Origin of the sequence: Mycobacterium adipatum, from assembly GCF_001644575.1 — a bacterium.
Taxonomy (GTDB): Bacteria; Actinomycetota; Actinomycetes; order Mycobacteriales; family Mycobacteriaceae; genus Mycobacterium; species Mycobacterium adipatum.
Genome location: NZ_CP015596.1, coordinates 4132191 through 4145420 on the forward strand (window position 1 = coordinate 4132191; position 13230 = coordinate 4145420).

Annotated in this window: 14 protein-coding genes; 5 read left to right on the forward strand and 9 right to left on the reverse strand. The window is 67.3% G+C overall.

Features of this window, described 5'->3' with window-relative positions:
- Positions 1–73 precede the first annotated feature (73 nt).
- Both A7U43_RS19615 and A7U43_RS19620 read left to right on the forward strand, forming a co-directional pair.
- Complete coding sequence (locus A7U43_RS19615) at positions 74–676, forward strand: fasciclin domain-containing protein (RefSeq protein WP_156525968.1); 603 nt, start codon at positions 74–76, stop codon at positions 674–676.
- Between the two features lie 95 nt (positions 677–771).
- Positions 772–2469, forward strand: a complete 1698-nt coding sequence (locus A7U43_RS19620; protein ID WP_067998580.1) for a cytochrome c biogenesis protein DipZ — start codon at positions 772–774, stop codon at positions 2467–2469.
- A gap of 1 nt (position 2470) precedes the next feature.
- Here A7U43_RS19620 and A7U43_RS19625 read toward each other — a convergent pair whose 3' ends face one another.
- Positions 2471–3955, reverse strand: coding sequence for an APC family permease (locus A7U43_RS19625; RefSeq protein ID WP_068003227.1), 1485 nt, complete (start codon positions 3953–3955; stop codon positions 2471–2473).
- Between the two features lie 110 nt (positions 3956–4065).
- Here A7U43_RS19625 and A7U43_RS19630 point away from each other — a divergent pair, with 110 nt between their 5' ends.
- The gene (locus tag A7U43_RS19630) at positions 4066–4320 is read left to right on the forward strand and encodes a DUF2631 domain-containing protein (RefSeq protein WP_067998583.1); all 255 of its coding nucleotides are present in this window, start codon (positions 4066–4068) and stop codon (positions 4318–4320) included.
- Between the two features lie 66 nt (positions 4321–4386).
- Here A7U43_RS19630 and A7U43_RS19635 read toward each other — a convergent pair whose 3' ends face one another.
- Entirely contained in the window at positions 4387–5586 is a 1200-nt protein-coding gene (locus tag A7U43_RS19635; RefSeq protein ID WP_472419441.1) for an IS30 family transposase, read from the reverse strand.
- A gap of 423 nt (positions 5587–6009) precedes the next feature.
- On the reverse strand, positions 6010–6555 hold the full coding sequence (locus A7U43_RS19640; protein ID WP_067998587.1) for a hypothetical protein: 546 nt from the start codon (positions 6553–6555) through the stop codon (positions 6010–6012).
- A gap of 133 nt (positions 6556–6688) precedes the next feature.
- Here A7U43_RS19640 and A7U43_RS19645 point away from each other — a divergent pair, with 133 nt between their 5' ends.
- Together A7U43_RS19645 and A7U43_RS19650 are read left to right on the forward strand one after the other, a co-directional pair.
- Entirely contained in the window at positions 6689–7393 is a 705-nt protein-coding gene (locus A7U43_RS19645; protein ID WP_067998589.1) for a DUF427 domain-containing protein, read from the forward strand.
- 28 nt (positions 7394–7421) lie between these two features.
- The gene (locus tag A7U43_RS19650; RefSeq protein ID WP_067998591.1) at positions 7422–7898 is read left to right on the forward strand and encodes a polyketide cyclase; all 477 of its coding nucleotides are present in this window, start codon (positions 7422–7424) and stop codon (positions 7896–7898) included.
- Here the strand turns inward: A7U43_RS19650 and A7U43_RS19655 are convergent.
- From A7U43_RS19655 to A7U43_RS19680, 6 genes are read right to left on the reverse strand one after another with little or no spacing between them, the layout of a single operon-like run.
- Positions 7891–8811, reverse strand: coding sequence for an alpha/beta hydrolase (locus tag A7U43_RS19655; protein WP_068003230.1), 921 nt, complete (start codon positions 8809–8811; stop codon positions 7891–7893). The genes A7U43_RS19650 and A7U43_RS19655 overlap by 8 nt on opposite strands.
- 5 nt (positions 8812–8816) lie before the next feature.
- Positions 8817–9536 (reverse strand): SDR family NAD(P)-dependent oxidoreductase, encoded by a 720-nt coding sequence (locus A7U43_RS19660; protein ID WP_067998593.1) that lies wholly within the window; start codon positions 9534–9536, stop codon positions 8817–8819.
- Complete coding sequence (locus tag A7U43_RS19665; protein ID WP_067998594.1) at positions 9536–10279, reverse strand: HpcH/HpaI aldolase family protein; 744 nt, start codon at positions 10277–10279, stop codon at positions 9536–9538. Before A7U43_RS19665 ends, A7U43_RS19660 begins: the two co-directional genes overlap by 1 nt.
- Positions 10276–11244: a zinc-binding dehydrogenase gene (locus A7U43_RS19670; protein ID WP_067998596.1), complete on the reverse strand. Its 969-nt coding sequence runs from the start codon at positions 11242–11244 to the stop codon at positions 10276–10278. Before A7U43_RS19670 ends, A7U43_RS19665 begins: the two co-directional genes overlap by 4 nt.
- Positions 11245–12474 (reverse strand): cytochrome P450, encoded by a 1230-nt coding sequence (locus A7U43_RS19675; protein ID WP_067998598.1) that lies wholly within the window; start codon positions 12472–12474, stop codon positions 11245–11247.
- A gap of 11 nt (positions 12475–12485) precedes the next feature.
- Entirely contained in the window at positions 12486–13190 is a 705-nt protein-coding gene (locus tag A7U43_RS19680; protein WP_067998601.1) for an NIPSNAP family protein, read from the reverse strand.
- Positions 13191–13230: the final 40 nt, after the last annotated feature.

Genomic DNA, 13230 nt, shown 5'->3' on the forward strand with positions numbered 1-13230 from the left:
CTGGCTGCCTCGCCTCATCGGACCCGTGTCCACCACACCAGAAACCACGACGATCACACGAAGGATGACCTCGATGAACTTCTCGATGAACACCCAGAAGATCGCCGGCGTCGCATGTGCCGCCGCCGCCGTCCCCGCTCTGCTGTTCGCCTCGACCGGGGTGGCGAACGCCGAACTCGTCGGCCCCGGCTGCGCCGCCTACGCCGCCGCCAACCCGGAGGGCCCGGCCTCGGTCATGGGTATGGCCGCGGACCCGGTCGCCGTCGCCGCGTCCAACAACCCGATGCTCAAGACCCTCACCCAGGCGGTGTCCGGGCAACTGAACCCGAACGTCAACCTCGTCGACACGCTCAACAGCGCCCCGTCGCTGACCGTGTTCGCCCCCACCGACGAGGCATTCGCGAAGATCGACCCGGCCACCATCGAGACGCTGAAGACCGACTCGGCGCTGCTGACCAGCATCCTGACCTACCACGTGGTCGAGGGGCAGGCCAGTCCCGAGCAGGTCGTGGGCACGCACAAGACCCTGCAGGGCGCCGAGGTGAACGTCACCCACACACCGATGGGCATGCCCGGTGACCTGAAGGTCAATGACGCATCGGTGGTGTGCGGTGATGTGCAGACCGCCAACGCCACGGTCTACCTCATCGACACGGTGCTGATGCCCCCGATGTGATCGGCCACCTCCGTCGACACCAGCCCGGCCGTTTCCACGGCCGGGCTGGTTCGTTATTCTGTCATCCAAAAGCCTTGCAGTGACGAATAACTCGCATGACGACTCTGGTCGCGATCGGTTTCCTCGGCGGTCTCATCACCGGCATCTCGCCGTGCATCCTGCCGGTGCTGCCGGTGATCTTCTTCGCCGGCACCCCAGCCGGTACCACCGCGCCGGCGTTGTCCTCCCGACTGCGGCCTTACCTCGTGATCGCCGGTCTGGTAGTGAGTTTCAGTCTCGTCACCCTGGCGGGTTCGGCCCTGCTGTCGTGGATGCGACTGCCGCAGGACACCATCCGCTGGGTGGCGCTGGCCGCGCTGGTCGCGATCGGGCTCGGCTTGATCTTCCCGCAGTTCGAAGCGCTGCTGGAAAAGCCGTTCTCCCGGTTACCGCAGCGGCAATTCGGCTCCGGTAAGGGCGGTTTCGGCCTCGGCCTGACGCTGGGTGTGCTGTACGTGCCGTGCGCGGGTCCGGTGCTGGCGGCCATCGTGGTGGCCGGCGCGACGGGCACGATCGGCGTCGAGATCATCGCCCTCACGCTGTCGTTCGCGGTCGGTGCCGCACTGCCGCTGCTGTTCTTCGCGCTGGCCGGCCGGCGGATCAGCGAACGCGTCGCCGCATTTCGCCGCCGCCAGCGCACCATCCGGGTGGTCGCGGGCGTGGTCACGATCCTGCTCGCCGTTGCCCTGGTGTTCAACCTGCCCGCGGTGCTGCAACGTACGATCCCCGATTACACCGCGGCGCTGCAGGAGCAGGTGGGCGGCGGCGAGCAACTGCGCGAACAACTCGATCTCGGCGGTCTGGTCAACGAGCAGAACGCGCAGCTGTCCAACTGCACCAACGGCGCACCCGAGCTGGAAAGTTGCGGCACCGCACCGGACATCAGGAACATCACCGCGTGGCTGAACACGCCCGGCGGTGCACCGATCGAGCTGAAGTCCTTGCGCGGCAAGGTCGTGCTCATCGACTTCTGGGCGTACTCCTGCATCAACTGCCAGCGTGCGATCCCTCACCTGGTGGATTGGTACGACGCCTACCGCGACCGCGGTTTGGAGGTGATCGGTGTGCACACTCCCGAGTACGCCTTCGAGAAGGTGCAGGCCAATGTCGTCAGCGGCGCCGAGGATCTCGGCATCACCTACCCCATCGCGATGGACAACGCGTTCTCGACGTGGACCAACTACCGCAACCGCTACTGGCCCGCCCACTATCTGATCGACAAACAGGGCGTGGTGCGGCACATCAAGTTCGGCGAGGGCGACTACGCCACCACCGAAAAGCTGATCCGCCAACTCCTTTCCGACGGCGACGACGCGGCACTACCGGCCGCCACCGAACGCCCCGACGGCACCCCGACGACGCCCACCACGCCCGAGACGTACTTCAGTGTCGGCAAGGTGGTGAACTACGGCGGGACCGGACGCTACGACGAGGGCACCCACACCTTCGAGTTCCCCGACCAGCTGGCGCCCGACCGGTTCGCGCTGCGCGGCCCGTGGGCGCTGGACTACCAGGGCGCCACCGCACAGTCCGACGGTGCCACGATCAAGCTGAACTACCACGCCCGCAACGTCTACCTCGTCGTCGGCGGCACGGGCACCGTACGGGTCACCCGCGACGGCGTCAGCACCGACCTGCCGGTCGCCGGCCCGCCGAACATGCGCCAGATCGTCGCCGACGACACCGACAGCGCGGGCTCGATCGAGGTGAGTCTCGACGAAGGGCTGCAAGCTTATTCATTCACCTACGGCTGATTCACTCGCCAACGGCCGAGCGCTCACCTTCGCGCTTGCCGAGTTGCGAATGCCGCCGGCCGTACCACAGGTACACCACCACCCCGAGTGCCATCCACACCGCGAACCGCACCCAGGTCAAGCCGGTGAGGTTAAGCATCAGCCACAGGCAGGCCACGATGGAGGCAATCGGCAGTAGCGGTACCCACGGCACCCGGAATCCGCGCTTGAGGTCGGGCCGGGTGCGCCGCAGCACGATCACCCCGGCCGACACCAGCACGAAGGCAAACAGGGTGCCGACATTGACCATCTCCTCCAGCTTGCCGACCGGGAACACCGACGCCGCGATGGCGATCAGCACCGCCACCAGCACGGTGATGCGAACCGGTGTGCCGTGTTCGCCGGTGCGCGCCAGCTGCCGCGGCAACAGCCCGTCCCGCGACATCGCGAACAGCACCCGCGAGAGCCCGAGCATCAGCACCATCACCACCGTGGTGAGGCCGGCGAGCGCGCCGATGGAGATGACCTTGGCGGCCCAGCCCACCCCGTTCAGTTCGAAGGCGGTCGCCAGGTTCGGATGCCCCGCGCCAGCCTCCTTGAGATCGGTATAGGACGCCATGCCGGCGAGCACCACCGCGACCGCGACATAGAGCACCGTGACGATCGCCAGTGACGCCAGGATGCCCTTGGCGACGTCGCGCTGCGGGTTCTTGGTCTCCTCGGCGGTGGTGGCGACCACGTCGAAGCCGATGAACGCGAAGAACACGATCGACGCGCCGGCCAGCAACCCGTACACCCCGTAGTGGCTGCCGGCGGCGCCGGTCAGCAGCGAGAACACCGACTGGTCCAGCCCGGAGCCCGCCGCGGTGCCGGTCTCGGTGGGCGGGATGAACGGGTCGTAGTTGGCCACCTTGATGTAGAAGGCGCCGACGATCACCACCAGCAGCACCACCGACACCTTGATCGCGGTGATCACCAGACTGAAACGGGAGGACAGTTTGGTGCCCATGACCAGCAGGACCGCCACCACCCCGACGATCAGCAGCGCACCCCAGTCGAAGTTCAGCGGGCCGATCGCGGCGATCCCGCCGGAGAACCCGAACACCGTGCCCAGATAGCTCGACCAGCCCTTGGCCACCACCGCGGCGCCGATCGCGAACTCCAGGATCAGGTCCCACCCGATGATCCACGCGACGAACTCGCCGAAGGTGGCGTAGGAGAATGTGTAGGCGCTGCCCGCCACCGGCACCGTGGAGGCGAACTCGGCGTAACAGAGCGCAGCGAGCCCGCAGGTCACGGCGGCGAGCAGGAACGACACCGAGATGGCAGGGCCGGTGAGATTCGCGGCCGTCGACGCGGTCACCGTGAAGATTCCCGCCCCCACCACGACGGACACCCCGAACACGGTGAGGTCCCACCACGTCAGATCCTTGCGGAGCCGGGTACCGGGTTCGTCGGTATCGGCGATCGACTGTTCGACCGATTTCCTGCGCCAACTGGTGATCACGCTCCGCAAGGTACCCACTGCGGGCCCGTTCTCATGCCCCATCGGGCGATATCGCCCCGGTGTGCCAGAATGGCCGCAAGTGTTTCCGGGCATTCGCGTGAGGAGTAACCGTGGGCAAGACCGAGGTCGAGCGCTACAACGGCGTCGACGTGGAAGACGTGCCATCGGCACAATGGGGCTGGTCCGCCGAGAACCCGCGCGTCCTGCACATCATCGGCATCTTCGCCGCGCTGTTCATGCTGGCGCTCACCCACGGCAACCATGTCGGGCATGTCGAGGACGTCTTCCTGATCCTGTTCGCGGTGGTCATCGCCGGCACCGTCGCACGCGACTGGATCGCCCGCAGCCGCGGCTGGTACCGCTAACCTCTGCGCACGACGAAACGCCCCGCAACCGTCGGCGGTTTCTAGGGGTCGTTGCAACACTGCTGGTTAATTGGCCAGTAGTAGATCACGCAGGCGCTCGGCTGGGGTATCCCAGCCGAGCGTTTTGCGTGGGCGGCCATTGAGTTCCTGGGCGACGTGTTCGAGATCTTCGGGCCCGAACACGCTCAGGTCCGTGCCTTTTGGGAAGTACTGGCGCAATAGGCCGTTGGTGTTCTCGTTGCTGCCGCGCTGCCAGGGGCTGGCCGGATCGCAGAAGTACACCGCCATGTCTGTAGCCATGGCGAACTGTTTGTGCCCTGCCATCTCGGCGCCCTGATCCCAGGTCAGCGATCCACGCAGATGCGCTGGAAGCGTGCTCATGGTCGCAATCAGTGCGTCGCGTACGGATTCGGCGTCGTGGCTGCCCGGCAGGTGTACCAGCATGGTGTAGCGCGTCGATCGCTCAACCAGGGTGCCGATCGCAGTCTGGTTCTTCTCACCGGTGATCAGGTCTCCTTCCCAATGTCCAGGAACCGCACGGTCGGCCACCTCGGCAGGACGATCACTGATCATCACCATCGGATCGACGAAGCGTTGATAGCGTTCACTTTCCTTGCGCTGCGGTTTACGTCTGGTGCGACCGGTCCGAAGTGCGTGAGCCACTTCCCTTTTAAGGCCACCGCGAGCCTGGAAGTAGAGGGCTTGGTAGATCGTTTCGTGGCTCACCCGCATGCTCTCGTCGTCGGGATGATCCCGACGGAGGCGATGGGAGATCTGCTCCGGTGACAGCTTGCGCGACAGACCTTCTTCAACCGCTTCCCGCAGGACCGCGTTGACGACCAGTTTGGACTGTTTGGGCCGAGCCCGGGCTTCGGCGGCCGCCCGATCGGCGTGATAAGGCAGATAGCAGCCATCAACGCTGCGAGCACGAATCTCCCGTGACACCGTGGACACGTTCTTGCCGATCCGTTTGGCGATGGTGCGCAGCGACTGCTTGCCGAGCATTCCGTCGGCGATGGCCACACGGTCCTGGACCGACAAGTACCGGTCACCGATGGCCGGTCGCCCGGTGTCATCGCAGATCAGATTGCTCACCGGCTGTTTGTAGACGGTCTTTTTGGTGTAGTCCACGACCAGCCCATCGGAGTGAATCCGCGTGTTGTTGACGTGCCGGATCCCTTTGCGCCAGTCCCGCGCGGTCCGCACGTTGACACCGACCTCCCGCGCGGCTCGCTCGGTGGACCAGCCCTGCTCGAACAGCTCCACGCACCGACGTTTCGCCTCGGGCTTGCCCCACGGGATCTTTTCGCTGGTGACCAGCCCTTCGGCGACCAACATTTTGCGTGCCGTCGAATGCGACACCCCACACGCTTTAGCCGCCTGCAGGATCGAACCGCTGTCCTGGAAGACGGCCACGATGACATCCCGGTCGGCCACCGCGCGCTGACCACGGGCCGACCCGACAGGCCGGCCGATCGCCCGCAGAATGGCATAACACCGCTCACGCGAGACCCCGATCACGACCGCGGCTTCTTTCACCGGCACCCCAGCATCAACCAGCCTCGCTAGCTGATCCCCCAACCGAACACAGTCCTCCGAAAACGACATGGTCGCCGCAACCTCTCAATCGAGAGTGTTGCGACGACCATGTGAACCCGCCGTCAGGTTTCGGGGCGTTCGTCGTTCGTGTCAGCGGACGGCGGTGAGGTCGGGGCCGTCCGACGGGTACCAGAGCGCGCAGCTGTGGAACTGCTCGACGTTTGCCACCGCGGTGGTGATCCCGGCCGCCGCCAGGGCGTGCGCCTTGAAGGCCCGCGCGGCGGTGCTGAGCCGGTACTGCACCCGGTCGACGCGGTAGCCGACATCGGCCGTCGCGCACGGGCCCCACATGGTCACCTCGGCGGTGCCACGCCGCAGGGCCTCCGTGACATGCCGGCGCAATCCCTGATCGACCGCGAAAAGCCGGGCCGGCACGGCCAACGCCGCGGGCTCGGCCGGCAGATCCCCGGCGTCCCGTCCGGCATGGCGGGCCTGCACGCCGAGGATCTCCAGCGGCCGCACATCGCAGGACACCGGGACGACGACATTGACCTTCCAGCCGGCGCGGACCCGGTCGTAGAGCCAGCCACCCGCGCCGGCGACCACATCGGAGGTCTCGGTGGCCACCACGGTGAGGTCATAGGACAGCAGGGCGGTCTCCGACGCGCGGACCCCCACGCCGCGGCGTTCAGCCATCAGACGCCGCTCATCGGGCCGAATCGGGCTAGCTTTCACGCTGGGCATCTCCTTGGCGATCCAGAGGTGGGCAGAGCCGGCGGGGCCGTACCATCAGCGTGACATTTATTCGACTATCTGTAAAGTTCTCGACATGACGCTCTACGCCGGGCGCGGCCCGCTGGGCCGCCGGCCCGCCGGACGGTTCTTTCCGCCGATACCCGAGGACCTGGTCTTCATCGAACCCCACCCACGGCGCATCCAGGCGATACTCAAGGGCCACACGGTGATCGACACCGAGGCGGCCCTGTTGGTGCACCGCCGCGACCACCCGCTCAGCTACGCGTTCCCGGTCGGCGTGACGGGCGACCTGCCCGCCGAACCGGTTTCGGAAGAGCCGGGCTACGTGCGGGTGCCCTGGGATGCTGTCGATCACTGGATCGAGGAGGGCCGCGTCCTGGTGCATTATCCGCCGAACCCTTACCACCGGGTGGACTGCCTCCCCACCACCCGGGGCCTGCGGGTCGGCATCGGCACCAGCGTGTTGGTGGATACCGTGGACACCGTGATCGTCTACGAAACCTCGCTGGCACCAAGGCTTTACGTCAATCCGGCCCTGGTGCGCACCGATCTGCTGCACCGCAGCGAGACCATCAGCTACTGCAATTACAAGGGCTACGCCACGTACTGGTCGGCGGTCATCGGCGGGCAGGTCTTCACCGATGTGGCGTGGAGCTATGCCGATCCCCCGCCGGAATCGTTTGCCATCGCCGGTTTTCTGAGCTTCGACGAGACACGCGCCAATGTCCTGGCCGAGCTACCCGGTGCCGACACCGGCGACTGCGGTTGCGAAACCTGAGATTTCAGCACACCAGAAAGGTCACACCGTGGGCATCGTCACCACCAGCTCGGAAACCGCGTTCAGCCAATCCGCGGAAACCATCTACGATTTCGTCACCAATCCGGTCAACTGGGCCAGGACCTACCCGGGCGGGCCACGCATCACCGGTGTGCCGGCGACGTTGCCGCTGCAGGTCGGTGACACCTGGCAGGAGGCCCACCCCACCGAGGACCGGGTGTTCACCTGGCAGCTGGCGATCGCCACCCGGCCGCGGATGTGGGTGTTCACATCGGTGGGCCGCCTCGGCGCCGATTACGCCGGCAACGGTGGTTTCGAAGGTCGCATGACCGTCGAATATCACTTCAGCATGCCCGATCCCGCCGTCACCCTGTTCACGCGCACCATGACCATCGAGGCCTACCGGGACGCGCCGATGGCCGACGGGTTCTTCCGGATCGTGAATCCGTCGCACATCGACGCCTACCATGCCGCGGTGGCGCGCGAACTCGGCGCGCTCAGCTGAGCGTCAGGGCACGGCGCAGCGCCGCAGCCTGCAGGCCGAACAGCTGCCGGCTGGTCTCCCACTGCGGCAGCAGTGAGTCGAAACCGTGACAGGTTCGCGCCAGCACGTGCAGCTCGGTCGACACCGCCCCCCACATCAGTCGCAGCGCATAGTCGACGGCCTCATCGCGCAGCGGATCGAGCTCCGAGCAGCTGATGAACGCCGGTGCCAGACCGGTCAGATCGGCGACCCTCGCCGGCACCGCGCCGGGCGACGGTGACGCGCCGGCCAGATAGTATTGCCACATCAATACCGCTGCCGGGCCGTCGAATCCGGGGGTGCTGTCAAACTCCTGTTTGGACGGGGTGAGCCCGTCGTCGAGCGCCGGCTGGTGGAGCAGCTGGATCCGGATCGGCGGAGCGGAACCCTGTGCGGCACACTGCGCCAAGCCGGCCGCCAACGCGCCGCCCGCGCTGCTGCCCGCGACGGCCAGCCGGTCGGCGTCGATCCCCCAGCCCGGAGCGCTGGCCGCTGCCCAGCGCAGGACGGCCAGCGCATCGTCGATGGCTGCCGGATAGGGATGTTCCGGGGCCAACCGGTAGTCCACGGAGACCACCGTGACGGCGGCGCGGCGGGCCAACTCGACGCACTGCAGGTGATCGGTGTCCAGGTTGCCCAGCACGAACGCGCCGCCGTGGCAGTAGACCAGCACACCGTCGGTCCCGCCACGGTAAATCCGGACGGGGACAACCCCACCCACCACCGCGTCCTCGATATCCACCCCGGCGGTGTCGATGCCGGCTGCGCCATCGGCGCGGCGCCGGTTCAGCATGGCCCGCACACTCAGCAGCTGTTCGGCGGACAGGTCGGTGCGGGCCGCGACCAGGTGCCGCAGCGCCGGGTCGAGCCGGCCGGCCATCACATCGTCGTCCATGCGCACTAACCGATCCGCAGGATCTGGCCACCGTCGATCACCATTTCCGACCCCGTGATGAACGAGGCGTTGGCCGACACCAGGAACGCCACCGCGTCGGCCACCTCGGCCGGGGTGCCGAGTCGGCCCGAGGTCTGGGCCAGCCGATCCTGGGTGCGTTCATCGAGCATCGGGGTCGCGATCGGACCGGGGAATACCGCATTGACCCGGATGCCCGCCGGTGCGAGTTCCACCGCGGCGGCCTGGGTGAGGCCGCGCAGCGCCCATTTCGACGAGCCGTAGGCGCTGTGGTTCGGGAACGGCCGGATGGCACTGGTACTGCAGGTGTTCACGATCGAAGCACTCTCGGCTTCGGTCAGATGCGGTAGCGCGGCCCGGATGCCGAGAAACGGGCCCAGACAGTTGACCCGCCAACTGTTCTCGAACCCTGCGGCGGTCTCGTCGGCGATGGCCGCGCGGTGCAGCACACCCGCGTTGTTCACCAGTGCGCTCAAGGCTCCGAACCCCTCGATGGTCGCCGCCACCGCGGCGTGCCACTGCGCCTCGGAGGTGACGTCGAGTTCCAGCGCGAGGACTCCGTGGGCGTATTGCGCTGTGCTGGCGAGTAGTTCGTCGGTCAGCAGATCGCAGGCCGCCACCCGGAACCCGTCGGCGTGCAGTCGGGCGACGATCGCCGCACCCTGTCCCCGGGCCGCCCCGGTCACCAGGGCAACCGGGTGCGTCATCACCGCGCCTCGCTGAGATGGGCGGCCGCACCGCGACGCAGTGCCTGGGATTCCGAGGTCAGGGTGATCATCCGGAAACCGATCTCAGCCATCGCCTTCCCCGCCTTTCCGGTACCGGCGTGAATGCCGGTGACAAGTCCCGCCGCGGCAGCGGTGACATGGATCTCGGCCATCGCGGCCCGCACATCCGGGTGGGTCCACATATCGGCGAGTCGATGCCCCATCGAGATGGCCAGGTCGGCGGGCCCGACGTACACGCCGGTCAGCCCCGGCACGGCGCAGATCTCGTCCAGCGCGGCAAGACCGCGGGCGGTTTCGATCATCACGTAGACGCCGGCAGCGGCCTCCAGGGCGGCGGTGTCATGACCGAGCGCGGCCCGCAGCGGGCCGAAGCTGCGCACCCCGGCCGGGGCGTAGCGGGTCGCGGCCACCGCGGCGGCGGCCTGATCCGCCGACTCCACCATGGCGATGATCACGGCGTCAGCCCCCGCGTCGAGCACCCGGCCGATCGGCGCGGGCGCTGCCGACGGCAGTCGCACCGCGGTGGCGATCGGCACATGCTCCAACCGACGCAACAGCAGCGCGACATCGGCATCGTCCAGATAGCCGTGCTGGACATCGAATCCGACGTAGTCGTAGCCGGCCTGCGCGAACTCCTCGGGCCCGATGATGGTCGGGCCCACTACCCAGCCACCCCAGACGCGTTCCTTGGCCGCAAGGGCGCTCTGCAGTCGCGTACTCATTGTGTGATCGCGATCTTGACCCGCTGCGGGTCGGGCCGGCAGGCCTGCTCGAAGGCGGCCTGCGCCTCGTCGATGCCGAAGGTATGGGTCAGGTAGGCCGGCAGCAGGTGCGGATGCCGCGCGGCGAACTCGGCGGCGGCGGCCAGCACCCGCCGGCGTTGGATGGTCACACCGGATTTCAGGGTCAGGTTGTTGCGCAGCATGGTTCGCATGCTGATGGGGTAGCTGTCGTCATCGGTGACTCCGAAGTAGAACACGGTCGCACCGAACGCGGCCGCCTCGAGGGCGTGGCCCAGGGTGGCCACCTGATGCCCCACGGCCTCGATGACAACATCGAACTTCGTGGCGGGCTCCAGGTGGCGGATCCAGCGATCGCTGGTGGCGCGCACGGTCTCGTCGACGCCGAAAGCCTGCGCCAACGGCGCACGGTCGACCGGGTCCACACCGGTGACATGCGCGGCCCCGGCGGCCTTGGCCACATAGCAGAACAGCAGTCCGATCGAGCCCTGACCGATCACCGCGACCCGCTTGCCGGTGAGATCTCCGAGTTGCTCGACGGCGTACAGCACGCAGGCCAGCGGTTGCAGTCCGATCGCCTGTGCGGGCGTCAGATCCGCCGCGTAGCCGGACAATCCGTCGCCGTCGGCGACCACATGTGCCTGCAGTCCGTCGAATCCGGAGGCCCAGCCCACCACCCGGTCCCCCACCGCGTGCGCCGGATGGGTGCTGGCCAGCACCTCACCGGCGATCTCGTGGATCGGGAAGCCATCCAGTTCCGCGGCGCAGCGTCCGGTGTCCGCGGGAAGCCTGCCCTGCGTGCCCCGGAAACCGGGCAGATCGCTACCGCAGATCCCGGCGGCCAGAAACCGCAGCAGGACCTGGCCGTCGGCCAGTCGGGTCGGGTCGGGCTCGGGCACCTCGACGCGTTGAAAGGTGAACGGCGCGACCAACCGGTAACACCACATCTAGCCGCCCTCCGCATGCACGTCGACGGGGACACTGTTCCAGCCCCATTGGAAACTCGAGGGAGGCCGCGAGGCGGACTCGCTGAGGATGCGGTAGTCGCTGACCCGCCTGAACCACTCCTGCATCAGGATCGTCACCTCCAGGCGGGCGACGTGCACACCGAGGCAGAAGTGCTGACCGTGCCCGAACGACAACAGCCGTTCGATGGGCCGGTTCCAGATGAACGCATCCGGGTTCGGGTACTCGCGCTCGTCGCGGGCCGCCGAGGCCAGCAGCGTGATGACGCGTTGACCGGGTTGGATGGTGGTGCCGTGAATCATGTACGGGCGGCGCACCGTTCGGGCGAACCACTGGGCCGGCGCGGTGTAACGCAGGATCTCCTCCCGTGCGATCGGCACATTGTGCTCCAGATCGGCACGCACCGCGGCGAGCTGATCCGGATGCTCGGCGAGCTGCCACAGGCCGGCGGCGGTGACCTTGGGCACCGTCTCAGTGCCGCCGATGAAGACACCCAGCATCTGGGTGGCCGCCTCGGAATCGCTCAATGTGGAACCGTCGGGCAGCACGAAGTTGATCAGGCTGTCGGCGATGGGCACGCTGCCGTCGGCGCCCTCCGCACGGCGCCGCTCGACGATCGGTGTGAGGTAGGACAGGAAGCCCGGGCGCGAGTTGGCGACCTCGACGCCCTCCCCCGGCTGCGCCAGACTGCCCGCGTTGACGGCCGCCAGCACCTCGGACGCCAATTCCACCGGCAGACCCAAGAACTCGCAGACCATCGCCGCAGCGACATGCCCGCCGTAGTCCTGCGTCAGGTCGAAGGTCCCGCGCGGCAACAACTCGTCGAGACGCTCATTGGCCAGCGTCCGGATGCGCTCGGCCCAACCGGCCGCCGAGCGGGGCCGGAACGGCGAGGAGGTGCAGCGGCGCACGCTCTCGTACACCGGCGAATCGAAGTTCGCGTGAAAGGGCATGGGGTGCAGCGGCGGATCGGCCACCGGGCCGCTGTTGTGCCGTTGCAGTACCGCCGCGGACGGCAGCGTCCCCTCGGATGCCACGAAGGTGCCGTCGGTGATCCGCAGCGCGTCCCAGATATCGGAGAACCGGGACAGTGCGTAGGTGTCCCACTTCGGCAGGTAGTACACCGGATGCTCATCCCGCAGCACCCGGTAGTACGGCAGGGGGTCGGCCATCACCGCCGGGTCGAAGGGATCGTACGAGAAGTCCGACATCACAGTGGCTTTCACTGCAGCGGCGAGCCCGGTAGTGCGGCCAGGATTGAATCCTCCCAGCCGTCCCGCAGCGCGGGTGCGACGGACATCCAGGTGACGATCTCGGCGGGCGGAGCATCCTTCCAGGATGGGTAGTGGTTCTCGAAGCAGTCCCACCCGCCGTCCAACGCCCAGTAGTGGATGACCTCGTTGAACCGGAACGTTGTGGTGAACGACCCGAGCCAGCGTTTACCGGTGCTTTCCGACCACGGTACGTACAGCCGTTCCAGTTCCCGGATGTAGTCGTCCTGCCTGCCCGGCTTGGTGTGCATGATCTCCTGGATGACCAGTTCGGCGCTGAAGCCCTCCTCCCGCAATTGGGCCAGGCTGCGGTTCTGCGGCGCGGCGTACATGATCCGACCTTCACCGTGCGCGCCGATCCCGGACAGGTAGGCCGCCCATTCCGCGGCCGCGAGGGCATGGCTACCGCCACGCGCGTGCGCCCTGCCGATGCGGGCGTAGTCGGCGAAGGCGTCGATCTCCCAGATGATGGTGATCTGCGGCCAGTTCCCGTTGTACGGGGTGGTCTCCCACAGTGCGAACAGCCGGGCCCCGAGCTGCTCCATCATGGGCTGATAGACGCCGGTGAATCGCTCGGTGAATTCGTCGCTCCCACCACTGCCCAGCCCGATGGTCTCGTGCAGATACAGCAGCGTGTGGCGGTGGTATTTACGCACCCAGCGAGCGTGACATTTGACGAGTGTTTTGTAAAGGTGC